Source organism: Fructilactobacillus sp. YLN 2412 (assembly GCF_059488745.1).
In genome coordinates this window covers 1,436,922-1,462,822 of record NZ_CM183165.1, presented here as the reverse complement: position 1 = coordinate 1,462,822, position 25,901 = coordinate 1,436,922, and the positions used below count along the sequence as shown (strand labels likewise).

28 protein-coding genes are annotated in these 25,901 nt (G+C 32.5%); 23 read left to right on the top strand and 5 right to left on the bottom strand.

The features are described 5' to 3' along the window. Positions 1-35: 35 nt before the first annotated feature. The 11 genes from AC0GLR_RS07305 (at position 36) to AC0GLR_RS07255 (ending at position 8,531) form a co-directional block, all read left to right on the top strand. A complete protein-coding gene (locus tag AC0GLR_RS07305) occupies positions 36-275 on the top strand; it encodes an AbrB family toxin-antitoxin system antitoxin (protein ID WP_495604789.1) in 240 nt (79 codons plus the stop codon). Beyond that, entirely contained in the window at positions 268-600 is a 333-nt protein-coding gene (locus AC0GLR_RS07300) for a type II toxin-antitoxin system PemK/MazF family toxin (RefSeq protein ID WP_495604788.1), read from the top strand. Before AC0GLR_RS07305 ends, AC0GLR_RS07300 begins: the two co-directional genes overlap by 8 nt. A gap of 18 nt (positions 601-618) precedes the next feature. Next, positions 619-1,407, top strand: a complete 789-nt coding sequence (locus AC0GLR_RS07295; RefSeq protein ID WP_495604787.1) for an alpha/beta fold hydrolase — start codon at positions 619-621, stop codon at positions 1,405-1,407. Between the two features lie 86 nt (positions 1,408-1,493). Further along, on the top strand, positions 1,494-2,633 hold the full coding sequence (locus tag AC0GLR_RS07290) for an NAD(P)-dependent malic enzyme (RefSeq protein WP_495604786.1): 1,140 nt from the start codon (positions 1,494-1,496) through the stop codon (positions 2,631-2,633). A gap of 18 nt (positions 2,634-2,651) precedes the next feature. Beyond that, positions 2,652-3,701, top strand: a complete 1,050-nt coding sequence (citC, locus tag AC0GLR_RS07285) for a [citrate (pro-3S)-lyase] ligase (protein ID WP_495604785.1) — start codon at positions 2,652-2,654, stop codon at positions 3,699-3,701. Continuing rightward, positions 3,691-3,984: a citrate lyase acyl carrier protein gene (gene citD, locus AC0GLR_RS07280; RefSeq protein WP_495604784.1), complete on the top strand. Its 294-nt coding sequence runs from the start codon at positions 3,691-3,693 to the stop codon at positions 3,982-3,984. Before citC ends, citD begins: the two co-directional genes overlap by 11 nt. Beyond that, a complete protein-coding gene (citE, locus tag AC0GLR_RS07275; RefSeq protein WP_495604783.1) occupies positions 3,984-4,898 on the top strand; it encodes a citrate (pro-3S)-lyase subunit beta in 915 nt (304 codons plus the stop codon). The genes citD and citE overlap by 1 nt, the downstream gene beginning before the upstream one ends. Beyond that, the gene (gene citF / locus AC0GLR_RS07270) at positions 4,888-6,426 is read left to right on the top strand and encodes a citrate lyase subunit alpha (protein WP_495604782.1); all 1,539 of its coding nucleotides are present in this window, start codon (positions 4,888-4,890) and stop codon (positions 6,424-6,426) included. The genes citE and citF overlap by 11 nt, the downstream gene beginning before the upstream one ends. A 61-nt stretch (positions 6,427-6,487) precedes the next feature. Then, entirely contained in the window at positions 6,488-7,033 is a 546-nt protein-coding gene (citX, locus tag AC0GLR_RS07265; RefSeq protein ID WP_495604781.1) for a citrate lyase holo-[acyl-carrier protein] synthase, read from the top strand. After that, on the top strand, positions 7,023-7,904 hold the full coding sequence (gene citG, locus AC0GLR_RS07260) for a triphosphoribosyl-dephospho-CoA synthase CitG (protein ID WP_495604780.1): 882 nt from the start codon (positions 7,023-7,025) through the stop codon (positions 7,902-7,904). Before citX ends, citG begins: the two co-directional genes overlap by 11 nt. Before the next feature lie 60 nt (positions 7,905-7,964). Further along, positions 7,965-8,531, top strand: coding sequence for a hypothetical protein (locus AC0GLR_RS07255; protein ID WP_495604779.1), 567 nt, complete (start codon positions 7,965-7,967; stop codon positions 8,529-8,531). Positions 8,532-8,644: 113 nt separating this feature from the next. On the opposite strand, the gene AC0GLR_RS07250 is transcribed toward AC0GLR_RS07255, so the two are convergent. Then, positions 8,645-8,815, bottom strand: coding sequence for a hypothetical protein (locus AC0GLR_RS07250; protein WP_495604778.1), 171 nt, complete (start codon positions 8,813-8,815; stop codon positions 8,645-8,647). Between the two features lie 206 nt (positions 8,816-9,021). On the opposite strand from AC0GLR_RS07250, the gene AC0GLR_RS07245 reads away from it, so the two are divergent. The 4 genes from AC0GLR_RS07245 (at position 9,022) to AC0GLR_RS07230 (ending at position 12,103) form a co-directional block, all read left to right on the top strand. Beyond that, on the top strand, positions 9,022-9,930 hold the full coding sequence (locus AC0GLR_RS07245) for an ABC transporter ATP-binding protein (RefSeq protein WP_495604777.1): 909 nt from the start codon (positions 9,022-9,024) through the stop codon (positions 9,928-9,930). After that, the gene (locus tag AC0GLR_RS07240; protein ID WP_495604776.1) at positions 9,923-11,164 is read left to right on the top strand and encodes an ABC transporter permease; all 1,242 of its coding nucleotides are present in this window, start codon (positions 9,923-9,925) and stop codon (positions 11,162-11,164) included. The genes AC0GLR_RS07245 and AC0GLR_RS07240 overlap by 8 nt, the downstream gene beginning before the upstream one ends. Positions 11,165-11,271: 107 nt before the next feature. Further along, positions 11,272-11,874, top strand: coding sequence for a stage II sporulation protein M (locus AC0GLR_RS07235; protein ID WP_495604775.1), 603 nt, complete (start codon positions 11,272-11,274; stop codon positions 11,872-11,874). Positions 11,875-11,899: 25 nt separating this feature from the next. After that, entirely contained in the window at positions 11,900-12,103 is a 204-nt protein-coding gene (locus tag AC0GLR_RS07230; protein WP_495604774.1) for a hypothetical protein, read from the top strand. Between the two features lie 91 nt (positions 12,104-12,194). On the opposite strand, the gene AC0GLR_RS07225 is transcribed toward AC0GLR_RS07230, so the two are convergent. Continuing rightward, complete coding sequence (locus tag AC0GLR_RS07225) at positions 12,195-13,373, bottom strand: MFS transporter (protein ID WP_495604773.1); 1,179 nt, start codon at positions 13,371-13,373, stop codon at positions 12,195-12,197. A gap of 112 nt (positions 13,374-13,485) precedes the next feature. On the opposite strand from AC0GLR_RS07225, the gene AC0GLR_RS07220 reads away from it, so the two are divergent. From AC0GLR_RS07220 to AC0GLR_RS07190, 7 genes are all read left to right on the top strand, one after another. After that, entirely contained in the window at positions 13,486-14,364 is an 879-nt protein-coding gene (locus tag AC0GLR_RS07220) for an Rgg/GadR/MutR family transcriptional regulator (protein ID WP_495604772.1), read from the top strand. After that, entirely contained in the window at positions 14,351-15,649 is a 1,299-nt protein-coding gene (locus tag AC0GLR_RS07215) for a hypothetical protein (RefSeq protein WP_495604771.1), read from the top strand. Before AC0GLR_RS07220 ends, AC0GLR_RS07215 begins: the two co-directional genes overlap by 14 nt. A gap of 219 nt (positions 15,650-15,868) precedes the next feature. Continuing rightward, the gene (locus AC0GLR_RS07210) at positions 15,869-16,729 is read left to right on the top strand and encodes a hypothetical protein (RefSeq protein ID WP_495604770.1); all 861 of its coding nucleotides are present in this window, start codon (positions 15,869-15,871) and stop codon (positions 16,727-16,729) included. Between the two features lie 55 nt (positions 16,730-16,784). Continuing rightward, the gene (locus AC0GLR_RS07205; protein WP_495604769.1) at positions 16,785-17,678 is read left to right on the top strand and encodes an alpha/beta hydrolase fold domain-containing protein; all 894 of its coding nucleotides are present in this window, start codon (positions 16,785-16,787) and stop codon (positions 17,676-17,678) included. A gap of 42 nt (positions 17,679-17,720) precedes the next feature. Then, positions 17,721-18,359: a signal peptidase I gene (lepB, locus tag AC0GLR_RS07200; RefSeq protein ID WP_495604768.1), complete on the top strand. Its 639-nt coding sequence runs from the start codon at positions 17,721-17,723 to the stop codon at positions 18,357-18,359. Between the two features lie 100 nt (positions 18,360-18,459). Then, positions 18,460-19,785, top strand: a complete 1,326-nt coding sequence (locus tag AC0GLR_RS07195) for a C1 family peptidase (RefSeq protein WP_495604767.1) — start codon at positions 18,460-18,462, stop codon at positions 19,783-19,785. Between the two features lie 97 nt (positions 19,786-19,882). After that, complete coding sequence (locus AC0GLR_RS07190) at positions 19,883-20,851, top strand: type I phosphomannose isomerase catalytic subunit (protein WP_495604766.1); 969 nt, start codon at positions 19,883-19,885, stop codon at positions 20,849-20,851. Positions 20,852-20,889: 38 nt separating this feature from the next. On the opposite strand, the gene arsC is transcribed toward AC0GLR_RS07190, so the two are convergent. Together arsC and AC0GLR_RS07180 are read right to left on the bottom strand one after the other, a co-directional pair. Next, positions 20,890-21,312, bottom strand: coding sequence for an arsenate reductase (thioredoxin) (gene arsC / locus AC0GLR_RS07185; protein WP_495604765.1), 423 nt, complete (start codon positions 21,310-21,312; stop codon positions 20,890-20,892). A gap of 26 nt (positions 21,313-21,338) precedes the next feature. Beyond that, positions 21,339-22,601, bottom strand: coding sequence for an arsenic transporter (locus AC0GLR_RS07180; protein ID WP_495605436.1), 1,263 nt, complete (start codon positions 22,599-22,601; stop codon positions 21,339-21,341). A gap of 219 nt (positions 22,602-22,820) precedes the next feature. Here AC0GLR_RS07180 and cls point away from each other — a divergent pair, with 219 nt between their 5' ends. Beyond that, entirely contained in the window at positions 22,821-24,290 is a 1,470-nt protein-coding gene (cls, locus tag AC0GLR_RS07175) for a cardiolipin synthase (RefSeq protein WP_495604764.1), read from the top strand. Positions 24,291-24,470: 180 nt separating this feature from the next. Here the strand turns inward: cls and AC0GLR_RS07170 are convergent, their stop codons facing one another. Next, a complete protein-coding gene (locus AC0GLR_RS07170) occupies positions 24,471-25,898 on the bottom strand; it encodes an MFS transporter (protein ID WP_495605435.1) in 1,428 nt (475 codons plus the stop codon). Positions 25,899-25,901: the final 3 nt, after the last annotated feature.

Genomic DNA, 25,901 nt, shown 5'->3' with positions numbered 1-25,901 from the left:
TTTTTTTATATTATAATGAGTTTATGGAGGAAATTATGACTAAAAAAATTGTAAGAGCAACTAAACATGGTGATCAAATTGAATTACCTGTTACTAGCGAGATTCGCATCGATCCAAATGGTGAATTTTATGTTTCACAAACCAATGAGGGTGATATTATTTTTACCCCCGTTCATAGAGATATTTTTTCCGACCCTGCTTATGATGATATTGACTTTGCACAAACTGAAGTTGATATTGGTGGGTTAATTGGAAGGGAAAAATTAGATGACTAAAGAATATATTCCTGATAAAAAGGATTTGATGTACCTTGATTTTGATCCGCAAAGCGGCATAGAAATCAAAAAACGCCGTCCAGCATTAGTACTAAGTAATCAGGATTACAGCAAAAAGACAGGATTAGTTGCTGTTTCGCCAATCACGCATACGCGTAAGAACCAAATTACTTCGATTAAGGTCGGAGGGAAGCGGATTGATGGATATGTAAATGCATTGCAATTTTATACCTTTGATTTTCGAGCACGTGATGCACAATACATTGAAAAAGCATCGCAACAAGTTTATTTCAAAACTATGAATGTGATTAAACAAATCTTTTAGCTGGAGGAGAATTATTATATGAAGTTTTATACAAATGATGGAGTTGAGCTTGTCTATGATGATTTTGGTAAACCTGATGATCAGCCAATCGTAATTTTATCAGGCATCGGAGCTTATAAAGAATACTGGGAAGCAACTATTGAGATGCTGGTTAGTCATCATTATCGCGTGATTAATATGGATGCACGAAATCAGGGCCAATCGGAGCGTACTAGTAAAGGATTGCGGATGTCTCGTCATGCTCAGGATTTACGAGAATTAATTGAAAAATTGACTTTAAAAAATCCAATCTTAATGGGAAATTCCATGGGAGCTGCTACCATGTTTGCTTATGTTTCCCTATATGGGGATCAACATATTAAGGCCATTATTGATGTTGATCAAAGTCCAAAGATGATTAATGACGACACTTGGAAATTTGGGTTTAAAGATATTAGCTGGGATGATTTTCACGAGGTACTCAAATTTCCTTTTGGAAAAGTGACACATAAAAATTTTGACAATCAATTATTTGCTAAATTACAAGCTTTAAAACAGGAATATCCATATGATGCAGAGTTGAATTATCCTTTATTAATCGATCATGCTACCCAGGATTGGCGTGATATTATCTTACACTTAAGTTGCCCATTATTGATTATTTGTGGCAAAAATTCACCTTATTTTAACCCTGAATTTGGGACGGTTACTGCTAAAATGTCAAAGCAAGTATCTGTAGAAGTCGTTGATAATGCTGGTCATTTGGTTATGGCAGAGCAGCCGCAAGAATTCAATCGAGTATTACTTAATTTTTTGGAAAAACTTTAATCGATTGTCTTTGAAAAAGGCACTATAAAGTGAGTATAATAACAGAGTATTGAATAAAGCGATTACAAGATAATGGAGGGATTATGATGGCCGAAGAAAATGTTTTTGAAATTCATAAGAAACATACCGGTGTCCTTGGAATTGAAAGTGAATTTCCAGTTGATAACAAAACCGAACTGGGATTGGCTTATACCCCAGGAGTTGCTAAAGTAGCTAAAGCAATCGAAAAAAATCCAGAACTCAAAGATGTTTACACGATGAGTGGAAAACTAGTTGGATTAGTAACTGATGGATCTGCTGTCTTAGGATTAGGAAACATTGGTCCAGCAGCTGGATTACCAATTGTAGAAGGGAAGGCATTGTTATATAAAGATTTAGCAGATGTTAATGCCCTTCCAGTTGCTGTTGATCAAGGGAATGCTGAAGAAATTGCCGCTAATATTAAAGCTGTTTCAAAAAGTTTTGCTGGGATTCACTTGGAAGATATTGCCGCACCAAAGTGTTTCAAAATTGAAGACATTTTGAGTGAACAACTTGATATTCCTGTTTATCACGATGATCAAGAAGGAACTGCTATCGTAATTTTAGCTGCCTTAATCAATGCTGCTAAAGTAGTTCACAAAGATTTGAAAGATTTAAAAGTTTTGATTAATGGAGCTGGAGCTTCAGGAATTGCAACTGGTAAATTATTGTATGCAGCTGGGCTTGAAAATGTAACTTTAGTTGATATTGACGGAACCGTAAAACCTTATGATTCTAACTACAACGAATATCAAACAGGCTTAGCAATGAAGTTTAAAGGTGCTAAAGGCGATACTTTAGATGAAGTTATTGACGGACAAGATGTTTTCATTGGTCTTTCAGTAGCAGACGTTTTAAGTGAAGCTCAAGTAAAACGGATGGCAAAAGATCCAATCATCTTCGCCTTAGCTAACCCAGTTCCAGAAATTGATCCTGAAAAGGCGAAAGCTGCTGGTGCTGCAGTTGTTGCTACTGGATCAAGTAAGTATCCTAACCAAGTTAACAACATCTTGGTTTTCCCTGGATTATTCAAAGGATTGCTTGAGAGCGGTATTAAAAAGGTTACTTTCCACATTGAGGAAGTAGTTGCTGATGCTCTTGCTGGAATGATACCTAATCCAACTCCAGATGAAATTGTTCCCGGAGTTTTTGATAAAGGTGTCGTTGAAACTGTTACAGATTCAATCATCAATTTAAAAAAATAGATTGTTAGGTGATTAGGCATGGATGCACAGATTAGAGACATTAATTTAGCTAATCCAGATGAATTTGAAGAGTGGAAAAACTTTTTAGAATCATTAGGAATTGCTAATTTTTCCGGCGCAGAAGTTGATCCGCTAGATGGGACAATTGGTCTCTTTGAGGGTGACAAGTTAGTTGGAACTGGTTCTTATTCGGAAAACATTTTGAAGTATATTGGAGTTTGCCATAAAGACACTAGTAATGGGGTTTATTTCAATAAAGTTGTATCTACCTTATTAACTAGATTGGGTCAATTGGGTGTTTTCCATGTATTTGTGTTTACGAAGCCTCAATATTCCAAAAGTTTCCAACATGTCGGATTTAGTGAAATCGTCCAAAGTGAAAATGCAGCCTTTTTAGAAACCGGAAACTATAATATCAAAGATTACCTGGCTGCAATTCCACATTTAAATGGTGATGATATTTCTGCCATTGTGATGAATGCAAATCCATTTACACTCGGTCATCGTTACTTGGTAGAAGCAGCCGCTAAACGTAGCAAACATGTCTACGTTTTTGTGGTAAGTACTGACAAATCTTTGTTTAATTCCAAAGAACGACTGGAATTAGTCAAAGCGGGCACAAAAGATTTAGAAAATGTCGAAGTAGTATCTGGAGGCGACTATTTAGTTAGTTATGCAACTTTTCCTTCTTATTTCTTAAAATCGGATAAGAGTAAAGTAGTTTATCAAACGACGATTGATGCTTTAGTATTTAAGGAATGGATTGCAAAAAATCTTAATATTACGACTCGTTTTTTAGGCACTGAGCCTGAATCAAAAACAACAGACGTTTATAATGATGTATTGAAAGATGTTCTGCCTCCAGAAGTTAAAGTAGAGGTAATTCCGCGAAAAGAAAATGGAAGCGGAGACATTATTTCAGCACGAACTGTTCGATTAGCAATAAAAAATGATAATATTAGTAGTATAAGGAACATTGTTCCAACTTCCACCTACGATTTTATTGAAAATCATTTAGGCGAACTACAGGATCGGATTAAGAAAGGAATGAAAATTGATGGAAATTAAGAAAACTGCCATGGATGGCACTCTTGAATCATCAGATATTCAAATTACTGTTAGTAAAGGTACTGACGGTGTCAACATCGATTTAACTTCTGACGTTAAGGAACGTTTTGGTGATGATATTATTGCTACTATTAAAAAAGTAGCTAGTGATTTCCAATTAGATAATGTAAATATTAAGGCTGTTGATCAAGGAGCTTTGGATTGTGTAATTAAGGCGCGTGCCGTTACTGCCATTCAACGAGCACTTGGAAATAGCGAAGAACCAGCATGGGAGGCACTCTAATGGCTTTTAAAAAAGATCGTTTACGTAGAACCATGATGTTTGTTCCTGGTAATAACGCTGGTATGATTAAAGATGCCGGTATTTATGGTGCAGACTCAATCATGTTTGATTTGGAAGATTCAGTTTCACTTGCTGAAAAAGATTCTGCTAGAAACTTAGTTTATGAAGCATTAACGACTGTTGATTATGGCGATGCCGAGTTAGTGGTTAGAACTAATGGTCTAGACACCGACTTCTTTGAAGCAGATGTTAAAGCCATGGTTAAAGCTGGAATTGATGTTATCAGAATTCCTAAAACTGAAAACGCCGACATGGTTAAAGAAATGGAAAACCTCGTTGTCGCAGCTGAAAAAGAATTTGGGATTCCTGTTGGTACAACTCATTTGATGGCTGCCATCGAAAGTGCCGAAGGGGTCTTAAACGTTCCAGAAATTGCAAAATCATCTGATCGGATGATTGGGGTTGCTTTATCAGCTGAAGATTATACTACTGATATGCAAACTCATCGTTATCCTAATGGTAAAGAATTAGAATTTGCTCGTAACATGATTATCAATGCTGCACGTGCTGCTAATATTGCTGCTTTTGATACTGTTTACACTGATGTTGACAATACCCAAGGTTTGATTGATGAAACTGAATACATTCACGAATTGGGTTATGACGGTAAGTCAGTTATTAATCCTCGTCAAATTCCAGTGATTGATAAAGTTTTTGAACCATCAAAAGAAGCAATTAAGAATGCTCAAAACGTAATTGCTGCTATCGAAAGAGCTCATCAAGCAGGTTCAGGTGTTATTGCAATGAATGGTCAAATGGTTGACCGTCCAGTTGTAATGCGTGCTGAACGTGTTATGAAATTAGCTCAAGCATCAGGACTCGTAGACAAGGAGGGTCATTACATTGGAAAATAAATTAGGTCGTGTATTACCTGAAACTCTAATGGATAAACTTAACTTAAAACCTTTTGAAACTACTGTGATTGGTCATCCAATTGTACAAAGAACCGCTCCTAAGGTTAGAGTTTCTAATGGTGATGATAAAGTTACCAATGATTTGAAAAAAATCGTTCAGGATAATGTCAAAGACGGAATGACAATTTCATTCCATCACCACTTTAGAAATGGTGACTTTGTCTTTAACCAAGTTATGAAAATTATTATGGACTTGGGAATTAAAAACTTAACTTTAGCACCATCATCTTTAACTGGTGCGATGAATGATGTTGCCATTGAAGCTATTAAAAATGGTACTGTTACGAACATCACTACTTCTGGGATGCGTGGTTCACTTGGAGAAGAAGTTTCTCATGGAATCTTAAAAGATCCAGTTATTTTCCGTTCCCATGGTGGCCGTGCTCGTGCTATTGAAGAAGGCGATATTAAGATTGATGTTGCATTTTTAGGTGTTCCCAATGCTGATCGTTGCGGTAACGCTAATGGAATGTATGGTGAAGAAGCCTTTGGTTCATTAGGTTATGCCTTAATGGATGCTAATTATGCCGACAAAGTAGTTTTATTAACTGATAACTTAGTTGACTACCCTAATACTCCAGCTCCAATTAACCAAACAATGGTTGATTACGTAGTTGAAGTTGATAAAGTTGGAGATCCTGACAAGATTGGTTCTGGTGCTACTAGATTTACTACCGATCCTAAGAACTTGAAAATTGCTAACTTGGTTAGTGATGTAATCACCAACTCTTCTTACTTTAAAGAAGGATTTTCATTCCAAACTGGTTCTGGTGGAGCTGCACTAGCTGTTACTAGATACTTAAGAAAAGCTATGATTGAACAAAACATTCATGCTTCATTTGGTCTTGGTGGTATCACTAAGCCAATGGTGGACTTGCTTGAAGAAGGTTTAATTAATAAATTAATGGATGTGCAAGACTTTGATAAAGCCGCTGCTCAATCAATGAAAGATAATAAAAACCAACAAGAAATTAGTGCTTCATGGTACGCTGATCCTGATAATAAAGGTGCCATGGTTGACCAATTAGATGTTGCAATCCTTAGTGCGCTTGAAATTGATACTGATTTCAACGTTAACGTCTTAACTGGTGCAGATGGTATGATTCGTGGTGCTGTTGGTGGACACCAAGATGCCGGAACTGCTAAGTTAACTATCATTTGTGCACCATTAGTACGTGGTCGGATTCCTTCAGTAGTTAAGAGCGTTGGAACTGCTGTTACTCCAGGTGCTTCAATTGATGTGTTGGTTACGGAACGCGGAATTGCCGTTAACCCTAACCGTCCTGAGTTGATTGATCAACTTAAGAATGTTCCTGGAATTGATCTTTGCACAATTGATGAATTAGCTGAAAAAGCTGAAAAAATCGTTGGTAAAGAAGAACCATTGAAGTTTGAAGATAACACAGTTGGTATTGTTGAATATCGTGATGGTACTGTGATTGATACTATTAAACAAGTTAAAGATTAATTAGAAAATAAAAAAGCTTCTATCTTGCAATGAGGTAGGGGCTTTTTTTGAGAGGTAAATAATGAAAGCTGATATTTTTAAAAACGGCAGCGAGCAGACGATTGCGGATGTTTTGCAAAATAAAGACCAGCGGGCGGAGCTGCAACGACAATTATTGCAGCAGTATCCCAATGATACGTTGGTTGCTGTTAAACTTAATATTCCAGGACCGATTAAGACGAATGACAAGATTGTAAAGTTATTTAAAGCTGGCATTAATCAAATTGAAACTATTTTACAAGCTAACGGAAAGTTGCTAAAAATAATTCAGCAAAATCAGTTGACAGGTCCGGAAAATTTTTATGTAGTTCAATTATCTGGGATGCAGGTAAAACAATTAGCGGCTGAGTTTGAAGACCACACTTTGTTGGGGCGTCTTTTTGATATTGATGTGATGGATGCTGAAAATGCGCATTATTCACGCAAACAGTTAAATTGTCCGAGTCGAAAATGCTTTATTTGTAACCGCGATGCCAAGGAATGTGGACGTAACCGAACTCATTCGGTTGCAGAACTGCAAGCATATATTAATCAAGTATACAATGAGGAATTCAGCAATGAAGGATAATGTTTTAGAGTTACCAATAGCGATACGGCGACAGCATGAAGTAGTTTTAGCAGCGATTCAAGCAATGCTTTATGAAGTGGTTACCAATCCGAAACCTGGTTTGGTTGATCCAATTGACAATGCTGGTCATGTCGATATGAATGTTTTTAATTTTATTGATAGTGCAACGACGATGCAACCATATTTACAACAGTGTTTTGCAGCAGGACATGAATATGCTGGCAATGATTTGACAGAATTGTTTGCTAAAATTCGTCCCTTGGGAATTAAAGCTGAAAAGGTAATGTATCAGGTTACTAATAATGTAAATACTCATAAAGGGGCAATTTTTGCGTTAGGCATTATGGTAACAGCAGTCGGTTATGCAACCTCTCAAACGCGGCATGTGACACTCGGACAGATTATGCAGGTAGAACAGCAGATGACAGCTGGACTGGTTAAGCATGATTTGAGTCAAATTCAGAATAAAGCAGAGTTAACGGCTGGTGAAAAACAATTTCTGCAGTATGGTACTACGGGTATTCGTGGAGAAGCTGAAACTGGTTTCAAAACGGTAATTGAAGCTGGGTTACCAGCATTATTAAACAGTACAGGAACGGAAAATGAACGAATTATCACTGCTTTATTAAATATTGTGGCTAATAACATTGATAGTAATCTGATTAAACGGGCTGGTAGCGTTGCAATCGTTGATCAAGTTCATCAACAAGTCCAAAAAATGTTACACGTGAAACATTCAACCGGAAAATTGGATTTACAGGAACTACAAAAAATGTGTCAGGAGTTTGGTAAACAAAATTTAAGTCTTGGCGGCTCAGCCGATCTATTGATTTTAACCATCTTTTTAGCTAAACTGTGTCAAAAAATATAAATTTAATGTTAAAATGAGCGCGATAGATAATATATGGCAACGGGGAAGGAAGTTTTTATTATGGTAGATTCTTTAAATGAAGCAAATGTAAAGCCAGGTTCAGAAGCAGTTGTAACTGGATTTGTACAATTTAATTCCTTGGTAGAAAAAGTAGTTAGTCGGATTGGTATGGATCATACTCCAGCTTATACGATTACTTTATCTGATCCAAAAGTGGTTAGCGGAGATGAAACATTAGTAAAATACCTTGAGAATCATTTTTATCATAGCGCCATTCATGATGATACGCGTGCCACTTATATTTCAAAGGTTCCATATGCACCAACCATTTATGGTGCGAACTCTGACGCGCCTGTAGCGGGTTTGCCTGCCAATGAAGTTTTACAAGTAGACGGTAAACCTGCTGCTTTGGCAGTTAACCAGCAAGTATATGTATTGGTTCGTTGTTTCAAACCCAAGAACTTTAATAACTTAGGCTTGGCACTTGAAGCAGTTAAGATTCAAAATTTGGCTCATCCATTGTTATATACTGGCTTTGGTGCTGCTGAAGCTTCTGACTTTGGAACAAAAACGAATGTATTTGATAATGCAAATGTTGATTTCGATGGTTTTCCTAAGCAGGATTAATTAAATAGAAAATTAAAAAGGTCGCTCATGTTTTAATTCATGAGTGACCTTTTTGTCTTATAGTAGTTTAATAATCTAAAAAATTTCTATACAAAATTAATTTTTGAAAATTATTATTCTTTGAATTTCAAGTAAAGTTCCTTAATTAATAAAAATACAAATATTCCTAATGATATTAAATACAGTGTCATAGGCATTAAAGAAGGATTTTTTATTAATCCAATAATATCCACAAAAATAAACATTAATATTACTATGATTCTAATTCTTCTAGATTTAATCATAATTATAACCTCCATAAAATTAAATGAATTTAACAACATTTCATATTTTAATATTTGTTAAATATAATAATATCATCAAATAAAGATTAAATATATATACTTTATAATAAAACATTGATTTAATGGTCATTATATTTTATGATAAAAATACTAAAATAGTAAATTGTTGGTAATTATATTTTTGCTAACTTCAAGGAGAATTAAAAATGCTTGAGATTAGGAATATAACAAAATCCTTTGCAACCGTTACTGCATTAAAAAATTTATCTTTTGAATTGAGAAAAGGCCAAACTTTAGGATTAATTGGTCAAAATGGAGCTGGAAAATCCACAACGTTTAAAATGATTTTGAATTTTTTGAAACCTGATCAAGGTGACATTAAATTTGAAAGCCATACATTATCTAATCACGATTTGAATCGAATTGGATATATGCCAGAAGAACGTGGTTTATATGCAGACATGACCATTCAGCAACAAGTTGTTTATTTTGCTGAACTACATAGCTATAGTAAAAAAGATGTTTTAAAAGAATTGCCTTATTGGTTAGACAAATTAGCAGTTAAAGGCGATAAAAAGTCTAAAATAAAGTCTCTTTCTAAAGGAAATCAACAAAAGATCCAGTTAATTGCCTCTTTTATCCATAAACCAAAGTTATTAATTTTGGATGAACCATTTTCTGGGTTGGATCCAATTAATACCGAGATATTAATTACTACAATTCAAGAACTTAAAGAACAAGGAACTGCAATTATTTTTTCATCACACGATATGCGTAATGTTGAAAGATTATCTGACAATTTAATTTTATTAGTGAATGGTAATCCAGTCCTTCAAGGTGATTTATATTCCATTAAATCTTCCTTTGGCAAAACTAATTTATATATTGAAGGAGGGTATACTCCAGCAGAAATCAAAAATTTGAATGGCTTTTTAAGTTATAATCATGATTATCCTGGGTATAAAATTATATTTAATAATGAAAGAAATGCACGTCAGGCATTGAAGAAAGCTCTAACAAATCCTGAATTATCAGGCTATCGATTATTTAATCCTAGTATGGATGAAATTTTTAAAAACGTAATTGAAAAAGAGGCTGGTGGACTGAATGCATAAAATTTTAGTAGTTGCTAAAAACGTTTTCCTAACTCGGGTAACAAAACCAACTTATTATTGGATGATTATTGCACCGATATTATTATTAGTAGGTGTATTCTTTTTTAATCAATATGTAGCACAACAGCATAAAGATAAGCAGCCAATTATCGCTGTGGTAGCTCCACGAGGTGTCAAGCAAACTTTAGTGGCTAAAAAAAGTAAAAATTATAAAATTGCTAAAACAACTGATTTTAAAATGGCTAAAAGATCAATGATTGATGGTCCTATAGATGGCATTTTATACATTAAAACTGATTTTAAAAACGCTAAGTTTATTTACAATAATCATTCTCAAGCATCAATGCCAATTAGAGAATTACAAGCCGATGTTAATTCAGTGCACTCAATGATGACAGCACAAAAATTAGGATTATCAAATGCTCAAGTTAAAGATTTATTTAAAAATATTAATTTAAAGGATGTTACTTATAATTCAAGTACTAAAAAAGAACAATCACTATATAATGGTTATTCTAGCACTCAGCTTTTTAGTGAAGGAGCAACTTTCTTAGTGTTTTTATTATTGACTAGTTATATTAGCATTGCTGGAGTTGAGATAGGACGTGAAAAAGGCGACCATATTTTAGAAAGTATTGTGGCAGCTATTCCACCAAAAGAACATTTTGCAGGGAAAATGTTAGGAATATTGTATTTGATTACTTTTCAACTATCAATTTATGCAGGATTAGTGATTATAGGGAAAATTATTCTAACATTATTAGGAAAACAGAAGTGGATAGCTATTTTTAGAGTTCAAGGAATTACTTCTCAATACGTCTGCATTACGGTTATGTTAATGTTATGCTCTGTCTTTCTGTATGTTTTATTGGCGACAATGTTAGCATCATTTGTGTCAAGATCGGAGGATATTTCGCAAGCCACCACGATTGTTGCATCTGGGATGGTAATTCCTTATTTTATTAGTTTTTTAACTCAGGATGCTCCTAATAACTCTCTTTCAATAATATTTTCTTATCTTCCCTTTATGTCTCAAGAAATCATGCCAATTCGGATAGCGAGTTATGCTGCTTCATATGTTGAGGGATGGATTGCGGTAGGAATAAGTATCATTGCGGTGCTTGTAATGTATTTAGCTACGGCAAAAGTTTATTGTAATAATATTTTTAATTATTCAGATGCTAAACCATTAAAGGCGTTCTTTTCTTCAATTAAAAAACAGCCTATAGAATAGTGGTATATATTTAGTAATAAATCATTTTGATTGTAATATTTATGCGCTATTTATTTTTGGAAGTGTAATTGATCCAGTTATTTTAAATAAAAAATGGGAGAAAATTAATGTATCTAAAAAGAAGATTATCTTCGCTTGTTAAAGATAATCCCCTAAATATTAAATTATTAAACAAGTTCATTTTTACATTTTTAGCAATTATTTTAATAACTTTTGTGACTCTTTTGTTATTTCATCCTGATTTTAAATCAATCTTTTATGGTTTAAATCAAAAATATCATTCGCATCCTTCAAAAATGGGTAAATTTATTGATATCGCAATTAATAACTGCGTGAAAGTACCATTTCAAAGTTTAATTATGGCATTTATACCTATTCCATTTTTGTATTTTATTGACTATGCATTAACAGCATTTTCGATTGGTTTTATTTACTATTTACCATTTGTAATTAAGAAGCTTACCTTATTTATGGTTTTATTGGGAACAATTGTACATGGGATACCTGAAGCATTGGGATTTTGTATTACCTGTGTTGCTTTGTTTCGGATTAATAAGACTATTTGTCAGAAAATATACAAAAGAAAAAAGAATGTTTATTTTAAAGAAGTTTTCATATCTTCTATGAAGATATATTTAATTTATGCTCTACCAATACTGTTTTTAGCAGCTATACTTGAAGCATTTATAACTCCGTTGCTATTACCGTGAATTGTTAGTTAATAGGAGAATAATTATGAAAGATATAATAAAAGAATCATGGAATAAAACTTTTATAACTGTTTGGTATTTTTTAATTGCTTGTATTTTAATATCATTTGTTGTTCCTTCATTCATGTCTAAAGTTATTTTAGAAAGGAAAATTTTTATACTTGTATTTTTCTTTCTTAGTTTTATTGTTGATACTTTTAGAGGCATAAGAAAGCAACAGAAATCTTAGAATCTGTATATATTAGTTATTATTAATTTTTAAGGATAAAAAATTTTCACAAAATAAGATGCTATATTAGCATCTTATTTTTTTAGTAATATCATTCTTTTACAAATAAACTACTTACCAATCCGATTACCATAATAATGAACATGCACAAGAATCCATAGTTAGAGCCCCAAACATCATTTAAGCGACCAATAAAAGTTGACGAAAATATTTCGATAAATTGTGCACCACCAGTCCACATTGAGGTAGTCCGACCCATATAAGATTTTTTTACAACTCGCATTAAAATAGTATTGATAGTTACTCGCAATGATGAATTAGAAAGACCGATTAAAAATGCAAATGAGTAAGTAAGCAGAGTTGATTTTAGAATAAATAAACTAAACAGTGCGATACTAGCGATAGTAAAGAATGCTATCAACAAATGTTGTTTGTTGAATTTATTTAAAAGCCAGGCAGATAATAGTCCAGCAGCTAGACCACCGATGCCATAACACATGTCCGTAATTCCATAGGCAATACTATTATCATTTAAAATATTGCTGACATATCCTGGCATTGAAACATTAAATAGTTGCGTCACAATCAAAGGAAGAATTGAGATTAATCCTAAAATTAAGATTAATTTGTGTTCCAATACATAACGAAAAACGGAATTTTCTTTGACATTATTTTCAGTTTTTGCAATTGTTTGATGATCTACCGGACTAGTAAACATCAAAATAATAGCAATTGAGAATAAAATAACATTTAAAATCAAAATTGGAATAAAACCAACATAATTAATTACGACTCCAGAAGCAGCTCCAGCGAGAAACATGCCGACTTGCAACGAGATTTCAATAAAAGAGTTCGCCATTCCAAGTAAATTATCTGGCACGATTGCCTGAACATAACTTCGAGATGATGACATATAAGCAACCCAACCAGCTCCTGTGACAATCGCTAACAGATACATGGCGATAAGATTAAATTTAAATAGATACAGCCAAAGAGCAATTAATGCAATTGGAATGGCACGGAAAGCAAACGTAGCAATAATCACGTTTCTACGCATAAATTTATCGGTTATCCAACCAGCAATTGGTGAGATTAGGAAGCCTGCGAGTACATTAATAGCTAAAAAGATTCCTACGATACTATCAGAATGAGTTTGTTGTAAAACATACCAGTTAGCCCCGACTGTTGCCATTCCCACTCCAAAACCAGAAATAATGTCAGCAAAAAAGAAATTTCTAAATTTATTTTGCCGTAATAATGTAAAATTCATATTGATACCCGCTTTCTGTAAAAAGAATTGATTACAGAGTATTGTACATTCGGTTTTGACTTGTAGTACGCTTATGTAAAGTATTTCGTCACTATGAATTGAGGATGCTAAAATGACTAACGGTGAACTAATAAAAAAGCTGCGTCAAGAAAGAGGAATGTCCCAACTGCAGTTATCTAGAGATATTTCTAGTCGCACCACTTTATCATCATTTGAGAATAATAAATCAAGGGTCGCAAGCGATATTTTGTTTAAGTATTTAAAAAGAATGAACGTTACTGTGCAGGAATACACTTTCTATCTTAATAACAGTACGCAAACTGAAAAAGAACAGGCTTTACAATACTTTCAGGAAAACATTTATCAAGAAAGAGATTTTGAAATTCAAAAGAGAATTTTAAATTTTCAAGCTAAATATAAAGATTATAATGACTTCTTTTTTTGCTGCTTATCAATTGAATTGAAATTATTTTTGAACAAATCACATGAAAAACCGGTTTTTGATGTTGGTGAAGATATTGGGTTAATCAAGAATTATTTAGAGGGAATTCAACAATGGGGACACTTTGAGATGTTTCTATTTTCGAATTGTCTGCAGATTTTTAGTAGTGAGTATATTCGAGCAACTTTCAATACGTTATTTAGAAAGACTAAAATTTTGAGTCAAATTGATACTTATAAAAGTGATTTGGCTATCTTTTTAAATAACTGTATTGTTTTATCATTTGAACGAAAAGATTTTCAAAATGCACGTTTTTATATTCAGCAATTGAATAGCATTTCTCAAGATACTCCGCGAAAAATGTATGACAAATTAATGAGTAATTATTATCTAGAACTGTTAAAACAGTTAATCATGGGAAATTCGATGGTAACAAGTGTTATTAATCAGTTTGAAATGATGGGATTTGATGAACACGCTGATCGATTATCTGAATTTAAAGATAGAATGGAATATGAAGTCAATGGGGGTAATTATGGAGCCATATAATATTAGAAACAATATTGATATTGATGGTTTATTTGGAACCAATGAGAATAATATAAAAATACCAGGTCATTTAAAAATAAAAGATGGGTTAATAACTGTAAATTTATTTGGTTTTCTTGATATTGAAACATTAGATATTGTAGTTAATAATAAAAATTCAAATGATTATACTTTATATGGAGTTTTAGATAATGGAATATACTTTATAGGGGATCGTTTTATTCCAAGTATTAGTAAAATGCATTTTGGGTCTGATGGATTGTTTAATTTAACATTAACAATTTTTGAAGCATGTTTTGAAGAGAAAGTTTCTAATATTAATCATCCATATTCAATAAATTTTTCTTTTGATAAAATTAATGATTGGGAAACAATAATTCCTTATGATAAAGTTAATCTATTACCAAAGTTTAAGGTTAATTTTAATACTCATGATATTGAAGTTAGTTTTATAAATTGTATTTCAAATGTTAATAGTAATAAAGAAAAAAGTGAAAAATTTAATAGAGTTATAAATATTATATCTTCAGATATAGCTAATTCTGAGAGAGAAACATTAGATTTATCAAGAAATTTATGTAGTCTACTTGGACTTTTAATTTTTTCTCCGATTCAAATGAAATGCATTAATATAACTTTACCAACATGTTCTAAAAAGATATTAGAAACAACATCAATTAAAAATAATCAAAATTTTAATTATTTTACAGAACCTTTATCTTTGTATAATCTAAAAAGCAATATTGCTAATATATTTAAAACTTTTTTTGAAAAAGAAGAAAAGCTTAAATCCCTTTTAAATCCATTGATTCTTGAATTAAATAATTCATTACCATCATTTTCAAGTTTAATAAATTTTACAAATGGAATAGAAGTTTATTTTCATGATATTGAAAGTAAATCTAATTTGACTCATCAATTACAACATTTACTTTCATTTATTCCCATTGATATAAGAAATAATATTTTAGGTGTTTCAAATAAAGATAATAAGAAAAGTAATGAACTATCAAATTTGACAAAATATGATAGAAATACTAAGAGTAAATACTTATCAGAAAATGATAATAATTTTATTACTAATATAAATATATTTAGAAATCATTTTGTTCATGGTAACGATTTGTCTAAGTCATATACTGATATAGATATTACAATATATTCTAAACAGTTAAATTTATTTGTGTATTCATTTATTCTTTTAGAAATAAAAATACCTAAGAAATTAATTTTAGAAAAAATTAAATTACTTATTCCTGTAAATGATAAAAATAGATATATTTAAATGAAAAAATGATAAGTTAAAATTTTTTGAATTGATAATGACTTAAAATTATACAAATAGGGCATCTTCTTTATAATTTACAAATTAGTTTTGAAAATGATTAATTATAATGATAATAGTGAAATTATATAGAATTTAATTTTATGAACTTTGTAAAAATATGTTAATTAATAATTTTATTATAAGCTTTATTTAATAAATTTAACTGGAGATGGAATGATGGAATCAATCAATCCTACTGTTATTGCAGCTATTGCTGGAGCTTTTGCATCAATATTTGTTGCTGTGTTAACAAGTATTTATAATAACAATAAGAATAAATTGGAAAAGGATAAGTGGTTTACTGAAAATCATAAAAGTATTGATCAAGAATCTAATTGGATAACTGATGTTGATAAAATTGCTACATTACCTGCAAAAAAGATAAGTGAAAAGCAATTATTGAAAGTTAGAGAAGCTCTAGGAATTTGTGAAATGTACTATGGTAAAAATAATAAAAATGGAGTTGATTATGTAAAAATAAAAAAAGATGAAAATAATAATTATTTTTATAAATTTATTAAATTGTTTAATAATAGAAAAATAAATTCAATTTCTTATTATTTAGATTTTAAAAACAATGCAATTATGTACATTGAAAGAATATATAATAAAAAAACTTCTGAAAGTGTTTTCAAAGGATTATCAGAAAAAGAGGCAGAAAATGTTAGGATGATCTGTTTGGAACTTAAGCAGGACAGATGGGATACTTATAAGATTGATGAGAGAAGAACAGCATTAGCATCTAATTATAAGTTTTTATTTTTCTTTTCTAGTATGAAAAATTCTATTATATCAATAATTATACTTCTATTTTCATTAGTCTTATGTCTGGCTTTAAGATTATCAAATTTTAATCATATTATAATTAAATTATTTAATAATTTACCGTTGTTTTTTCTATTAATCTTTTTATTATGCATTAATGTGATGATTGGAATTTATATATTTAGTTCGTTTTATATAAAACTAAAAAAACTAGAAGAATTAGAAAGTAAAAGAAATAATCAAAGAAAGGTAATTTCTTCAAAATTAAAGTGATATAATTCTTTGTTATTTTATTTATGAATCAATTAATAAATAATTGGAGATAATCATGGTTAAATTTATTGAACGAGAAACTCATTTCATGCCTGCTTCTGACGAGTTCGTCCAACGTAAATACCTGGATATTCCATATGCAGATGGAAAACGGCACTTATTAGATATTTATTTGCCTAATCAGCATCAGGAAACTTATCCAGTTATTATTGATGTACATGGTGGTGGGATGTATTTTGGAAGTAAAAGTTCCAGTAAGCTAGATGGAGCATTAGCTTTATTAAAACATGGTTATGCAGTCGTAAGTCCAAATTACTCATTGAGTTATATGGCACCATTTACAACGCCAATTTATGAATTAAAAGCAGTTGTTCGCTGGGTAAAGGTGAATGCCACTCAGTATCATTTTGATCCACGTAATGTGTTTATGATGGGAGAATCATCTGGAGCACAATTAGCGATGTTAGTAGCAGCTTCCGAAGCTGACGGAGAGTTACAAACCGATTTTGGTGGAAATTTTAATTATTCAAGTCAAGTAAATGGTGTGATAGCTTCATACGGACCTTACGATTTAGCTATGATGAAACCAGAATTTGAAGTTTTGGGACAAACACCAAAATTCACTGAAACTGGAGAATCCGACTCATTTGAAGGAGCGATGCTAGGGTTTCATCGTCCTAGTGACGTTCCCCAGTTAAATGCCATGGCTAATCCTGCTACATACCTTAATCAAGTCATGGTTCCGGTTTTAATGTATGCTGGAACTGGAGATCGTGTAGTTCCTTATATTCAAACTGTTAATTTAGCTGCTAAAGTCGCAGAAAAAATTGGCAGTGAAAATGTTGAATTACATATTAGCAAAGATATTCCACATGGTCCCAGTGGATTTATGAATGAAACGGTTTATACACAAAAAGAAAAGTTTTTACAGCGGAATTTCTCTCATTAGTGGTAAAATTAAAGAATAATGAAACAGAAATGAGGAGAATAAATGAAAACCTTAAAAGGAATTTTAGGCTGGGTAATTCCGATTGTGATTGGCTTAGCAGTTGCTTTGTTGATTAAACAATTTGTTTTCACCATGGCACGAGTTGATGGGCCATCAATGGAGCCTAACTTAGAGAATAACGAACGAATTATGGTCTGGCGTCAATCTAAAATTAAGCATGGCAGTGTGATTGTGTTCAATGCCACAGGACTTGATCCCGATGCACCATCAAATGACAGTCCAATGAAACGAATTTTAGGTAACGCTGGAACTGACTACGTTAAGCGGGTAGTTGCTTTTCCAGGTGATACGGTAGAATTTAAAAATGGTGATTTGTTGGTTAATGGTAAAAAAGTTGATCAAAGTTATATCAGCAGCAGCCAACAAAAGCAGGGAACCGAGTATAATAATCAGCCTGGGAATTGGAATATTAACTCACTTTCAAATAACTGGCCTAAGAACAAGGGAGCTGTGAAAGTTAAACAAGGTCAATACTTTGTCTTAGGAGATCACCGAAGTGTTTCTAACGATAGTCGATACTGGGGCTTTGTACCTAAAGATCATGTGATTGGAGTTGTTAAGACTTTCCCATGGAGTACTGACAAACAAAAACGTGATAATGTTAATGATCGTGATTATTAAAAATAATTAAAAAAATCCAGCAATGTAAGTTGCTGGATTTTATTTGTTTTTATGAGCATAAATGCCTAAAATAGCAGTTAAACCAAAAAGGAGTTAGATTATGACAGAATTAAATCAGCCAATTACGCAAACAGATATTCAAGAAATGAAAAATGCTTTAGAAAAACGTTCCGATCAAGAAATTGTGACCAACGCTGTTTTAAGCAATGGGATTAATAAAACCGCTACGAATGCTAAAGTTTTTAGTAAACTAAATCATACTTTTTCTAATGAAATTGATACTGGCAAAGTTTCTAATCAAAAGCATAGCGGACGCTGCTGGTTGTTTTCAATTTTAAATACTTTGCGACATCGTTTTGCAGTTAAATATGACAAAAAAGATTTTGAATTATCTCAAAGTTATTTATTCTTTTGGGATAAAATTGAACGAGCTAATATGTTTTACGACCGGATGATTGCTTTAGCGGGACGGCCAACTAGTGACCGTGATGTTGCTTTTTATTTGAGCAGGCCAGGTGAAGACGGCGGACAGTGGGCAATGGCAGCTGCGTTAGTCCAAAAATATGGTGTTGTTCCACGTGAAACATTCCCAGAAACAGCTGTGACCGAAAATACAAGTGATTTTGATATGTTTTTGAATCGTAAGATGCGTCGCGATGGGATGAAACTTCGTAATTTAGTGAACGGTCAAGCGACGGATGCTGAAATTTTAAAGACTAAATCAACCATGATGCAGGAAATTTATCGGGTTACGGCTGAATCAGTTGGTGTTCCACCTGAAAAATTCGACTTGGAATATCGGGATGATAAACATCAATATCATTTAGATCAAGGACTCACTCCAAAAGAGTTTTATGATAAGTATATTGGGGTTGATTTAAATGATTTTGTTGTCTTAACCAATGCTCCCGACAAGAAAATGGATGAAATGTATTCATTGCCTAGTCAAAATAACGTGGTTGGCGGGATGCAGATTGAATTTTTGAATGCACCAATGACAGAATTGAAAGAAGCTGCAATTAAACAAATTAAAGATGGCGACACAGTGTGGTTTGGAAACGATGTGCTGCAACAAATGGATCGTCAAAAGGGATATTTGGATAGTGAGTTATATTTGCAGGATAAGTTGTTTGGAGTCGATACCCAGATGACGAAGGCTGAGCGACTTGAATATCATGAAGCGGAAGTTACGCATGCCATGACTTTGACAGGCGTGGACTTAATTAACAATCAGCCAACTAAATGGAAAGTAGAAAATAGTTGGGGTGAAAAAATCGGTGATAAAGGTTATTTCGTAATGTCAGATAGCTGGATGGATGACTTTACTTATGAAGTTGTAGTTAAAAAGAGCTATTTAAAAGAAAAACAACAGAAAGTATTAAAACAAGCTCCGATTGTATTAGAACCATGGGATTCATTACAATAAACAAAGTTATTGTAGTAAGCTAAAACAGACCTATGTAAGCGATTACATGTTAAACTTGTCTTGCTTGAAAATTTAATTAGTCAAGAGGTCTGTAATCATGAGTTCAGAAAATAAAATTGAACCACTTTTTTTAAAGCCAATTCTTCATCAAAAGATGTGGGGCGGAACGAACCTGAAAGAATTTAATTTGCCAATCAAGACAGATCATGTTGGTGAAGCCTGGCTGGCGTCGGTATATGGAAATGATTTATCTCAAATCAGCAGTGGTAAATTTAAAGGTGAAACTTTAAAACAGGTTTGGAATGATGAACCAGAGTTGTTTAATAATCATCGTTCAAGTCAAACATTTCCGTTATTAGTTAAAATGCTGGATGCTAAAGAAAATCTTTCCATTCAAGTCCATCCTAATGATGAAAATGCCCACAAATATTTTGCAGAGCCAAATGGTAAAACCGAATGTTGGTATATTTTGGATGCTAAGCCTGATTCGGTGGCTTATTATGGTCATAATGCTCAAACTGCAACCGAGATGAAAGATGCAATTAAACAGCATCAATTAGAAAAAATTCTGAAGACTATTTCAGTTAAACCAGGTGATGTAATTTATGTACCGGCAGGAACCTTGCATGCTTTAGGAGCGGGAATCGTAGCGTTAGAAATTGAACAGAGTTCTGATAATACGCTACGTTTTTATGATTTTGATCGAGTTGATCCAGAAACTGGGAAGCAGCGTCCTTTAAATATTAAAGATGCGATTGCAGTTACTAATTTTCCTAATATTGCTCCTAGTCAGGATATGACCAACCCAATCAAAGATACGCAGAATCAAGCTATCACCAGTATTTTACGTTCAAAGTATTTTACGCTTAAAAGAATTAATGTTGATGGAAAAACTAACATTCACAATCATCATTATTCGATTAATGTTGTGATTGAAGGTTCTGGTACGCTATCATATGACAAACAGGAATATCAAATTAAAAAAGGTGATACTTTTATCATGCCATCTCCAATCACAAATTATCAATTTAATGGTAATTTGACTTTAATACAAGTTACAGAATAAAAAATGATCCATCAAATTAAATTTTGACGGATCATTTTTTATTTATGCGTATTTAATTTAATAGCTAACTTTTTTACTAAATCATTTATTTCATTTCGAGAGTTTCTAAAAGATTTCAAAATTTCCTGATTATTAACAGTAACTTGAGCAGGATCTTTTAAAGGCCAATGGATTCTTTTAACACTTTGTGGCGTCATTGGGCATTTATCTTTAGCATCGCCACAAAGTGTAACTACCAAATCACAGTGATTTAAATAATTTAAGTCAATTAACTTTGATTTATTTTTTGAGATATCAATCCCACATTCTTCCATGACTTTAACTGCATTTTTATTTAGTCCATGAGTTTCTACTCCTGCACTTCTAATTTCCCAATTGTTAGGAAAATATTTTTTAGAAAAGCCTTCTGCCATTTGGCTTCGGCACGAGTTGCCTGTACAGAGAAAATAAATTTTTTTCATAAAACTATAACCCCTTTCTGAAAAACTCATTTAAAAATAAATAACGATAATGATAGTCCTAATAATGTAAATAAAAGAACGGGGAAAGTAATCACAAAACCAATTTGACAATATTTTTTCCAGCCAATTTTGATGCCTTGTTTATTTAAAACTTGGAGCCATACTAACGTTGCTAAAGAACCGATTGGGGTTAATTTAGGACCAAGATTTGAACCGATAATATTAGCATATACTAACGTTTGATGCATTATTCCAGTTTGTCCTGCTGCTTTGATTGAAAGTGCATCAATCATCGTGGCAGGCAAATTATTCATAACTGACGAGAGTAAGGCTGCCAAAAATCCCATTCCTAAGTTAGCTGTTATTGTTCCTAAGCTGGCGAGATATTTAATGATAGTACTCAAAATATTGATTAAACCAATATTTTGTAAACCATAAACTACTACATACATTCCTATCGAAAAAATAACAATGTTCCAAGGAGCACCTTTAATTACTTTTTTAGCATTGATTTTGGGATTTTTATGACAAATAAATAAAAATATCAATGCAATTGGCAGTGCCACAAGAGAAACGGGAATGTTTAATGGTCCACTTATGAAGTAACCGATTAATAAAATAAACAAAACCAACCATGATAATTTAAATAATTTTTTACTAACAATAGCGTCAGCTGGATTATTAATCAAATCAATTTTGTAATGTTTAGGAATATTTTTTCTGAAATACCAGTATAAAATTCCAAGACTGCTAATTAACGCAAATAAATCTGGAATTATCATAACAAAAGCGTATTTACCAAAGCTAATATTAAAAAAGTTAGCAGAAATGATATTAATCAGATTACTTATTACAAATGGTAATGAAGTTGCATCTGCTATGAACCCACAAGCAATGATAAAAGGGAAAGTATCTTTTTTATCAAATTGTAGAGCTCGCATAATTTCAATTACGATGGGAGTTAAAATCAAAGCAGCCCCATCGTTGGCAAAAAAAGCAGCTACCAGCGAGCCAAAAATAATTATTACTGTGAAGAGCCAATTTCCATTTCCGTTAGCTAACCGAGCAAGATGCAAAGCAGCCCATTTAAAAAAACCGATTTCATCTAAAGTAAGTGAAATAATGATAATGGCGACGAATGCTAAAGTAGCATTCCAGACAATTCCAATAACAGTATTAACGTCGTTTAAATTAACTATTCCTAATGCTAAAGCGGTGATGGCACCAATAGTAGTGGGCCATCCAATTGATAATTTTCTAGGTTGCCAAATCACAAAAATTAATGTCATTACAAAAATAAAAATTGCTAAAATTATTTTAGTCAATAAATTATCACCTTGATTAATATTAAATTTATTTAAAGCTATTCACATATGTTAAAACTTAAAATATTTGTTGACAACCTCATTTTTTAACTAATTAAATAAAAAAATCATTCTAATAATTCCCCATAATTAACTAAAATCAGTTATTATTAATACAACACAGACAATCCGAGGAGGAAGAAAATGGAGATCATTTTAACAATCATTTTAGCGATTATCATTATCAATGCTGCAGCAGCAATCATCACTGTCTTTAGGCAGCCGAGAAATATTGCGGCTACTTGGGCTTGGTTATTGGTGTTGATTTTTATACCAGTCCTTGGTTTTTTGTTTTATGCATTTTTTGGACGCCGGTTGCCAAAAAGCAGTTTATTGCGATTATCAGGTAGTTCTAAAAAGCAAGTAACCTCTGAAATTAATCGGCAAAAATCATTATTAGGTCATTTTGACGAAAAAGTTGATCCAAATAACAAATTAGTTAATGAATCTGCTGGATTAGTAGAAATGTTTATGAATTCAGATACTGCTCCACTTTTAGGTCATAATGAAGTTGAAACTTATACTGGTGGAGATACTTTTATCAAACAGTTATTTGAAGATTTTAGAAATGCTAAAAGTTCGATTAATATCGAATTTTATACTTTTTATGCTGATAAAATTGGACATCAAGCCTTAGATGTTTTGGTTGAAAAAGCCAAACAAGGAGTTGATGTGCGAGTTATTTATGATGCTTGGGGTTCAATGGGAACTAATGAGAAATTTTTCAAACCATTGATTGATGCTGGTGGACGTGCTTTTCCATTTTTACACAACAAATTTAATGTGCTTGATATGAGAGTTAATTTCCGTGATCATCATAAATTAGTAACGATTGATGGTAAATACGGTTATATTGGCGGATTGAATATTGGTGATCAATATATGGGATGGGTACCTAAATTTGGTAACTGGCGTGATTGTATGATTCGTATTCATGGTGATGGAGTGTATGGATTGCAATCTAGATTTTTATTGGATTGGAACGGAACAGATATTAAGTCACGAATTGATCCAAATGATCCCAAAGAAAGTGCTAAATATTATCCTCCAATTAAAACAAATGGAAATGCTATTATGCAGATTGTTTCTAGTGGTCCAGATTCTTCAATGGAACAAATCAAAATGGGATACATTAAGTTAATTGAAATGGCGACTAAATCACTTAAAATTACTACTCCTTATTTAATTCCTGATCAATCTGTCTTAGATGCAATTAAGGTAGCTGTTAATTCTGGTGTAGATGTAGAGATTATTACTCCAGATATGCCAGATCATCCGTTTGTTTACCGAGCAACTCAATATTACACACAACAATTAACCGAGTTAGGTGTAAAAGTTTATGCTTACAACAATGGATTTATGCATGCTAAAACAATTGTGGTTGATGATAAATTAGTTTCAGTTGGATCTGCGAACTTTGATTATCGTAGTTTTGGACTTAATTTTGAATGTAATGCATTTGTTTACGATAAAGGCTTAGCTAATAAAATGGAAGAAATATTCCAACAGAATATTGATGATAGTACGTTACAGACGAAGGAAATTTTTGCCGATCAATCAGCTTGGTTAAACTTTAAGCAACACTTTAGTCGTTTATTATCACCATTACTATAAGAAGAGTTATATATGAAAAAACAAAAATCGAATAAAACTAACTGGCTAAAAGTTACTTTAGGAGCTACGGTAGCAGGGATTATAGTTTTAAAAAGTAAAAAATGTAGTTAGATATTAGTGTAAATATATAAAGAGTCCACGTAAATTAATTTTTACGTGGACTTTTTTATCTTACAGAGTTTATTTACTCTTCATAACAATTGGTTTATTTAATTTATCGCATATATTTACAATAATGATAATAACAAATAATGCTAGCGTTAAATAAAAGACGTTGTGAAAGGCTGTCAATAAAATTTGATTAATTTCTTTAACTATTTCGCCTGATAAGTGGATGGATGAAGCATTTTTAGAAGAAATTACACTATTTAATAATTTGGAGTTAATTTCTGGATGGTGATGATGTTCAAGATTGAGAGTCAGATTAAATACAAATCCAAAAATCCCAGTCATTACAGTTTGTCCGAGAGTCCGACCTAAAGTAATCATCGATGAAGCTACTCCAACATTTTCTTTAGGTACAATTGCTTGAGCAACGACGGTATTCATAGTGATTATGACACCTAAACCGGCACCAGTTATTCCAGCAATAACGTAGAACCAAATGATTGGTAATGATACTGAACTACATACCAAGATGAGATAAAAGGCAAATTGAATGATTACGATTGGAATCGTGATAAATTTAGGAGCAAAATGTTTAATCAAAGCTCCGACAAAAAACGATGTGATTAACCAGGCAACTGGTCCAGGAGTAATTGCTAAACCAGCAATAGTGGCAGATACTTTGTAGATTGATTGAAGCCACATTGGGAAGTAAATTTGGAAACCAAATTGAATGCCGCTCAAAAGCAAAGCAGTCAGTATCTGGGCAGAAAAAGTCCATGATTTAAATAACTTGAGCGGTATAACAGGATCGCTAGCATTTTTTTCTGTACGAATAAATAAAATTAAAGATACTACAATAATTATCAAACCGATGAATAAAAATGAATAGCTAACTTTAGGATCACTTAATAGTTGTAAAGTTACTAAGAGTGAAATTAAAAACAAAGCTAACCATGTGCTACCGAAGTAGTCCATTTTAAGTGCAGTTGTTTGTTGAACTGGATCACGATAGCCAAAGTAAATCAGAATAAAGACAATTATGCCTAAAGGAACATTAATAAAGAATATCCAGTGCCAGCTTAATTGATCAACGATAAAGCCGCCGATAATTGGTCCAATCAAAGCTGAAATTCCCCAAGCAGTATTATTCCAAGCCATCATATTGGAGCGTTCTTCTAAAGGAAAAGTATCTGCAATCAGCGTAAATGTGATTGGCATAATTGCTCCAGCACCAAATCCTTGTAAAGCACGAGCCGCAATCAAAAATTCAATATTAGTTGCTAATCCACACGCCATTGAACCTAGAGTGAAAACAGCTAAACCAAAAAGAAAAATGGGGTTTCTACCGATTCGATCACTGAGTTTTCCGTAAATTGGAGTACTCAAAGTTGTTGTTAGTAAATAGGTGGCAAAGACCCAGCTTTGAAGTGCTAAGCCATGGAGACTACTTAAAATTGACGGTAGGGCAGTAGTCACAATTGTGGTCTCTACGGATGTCATAAA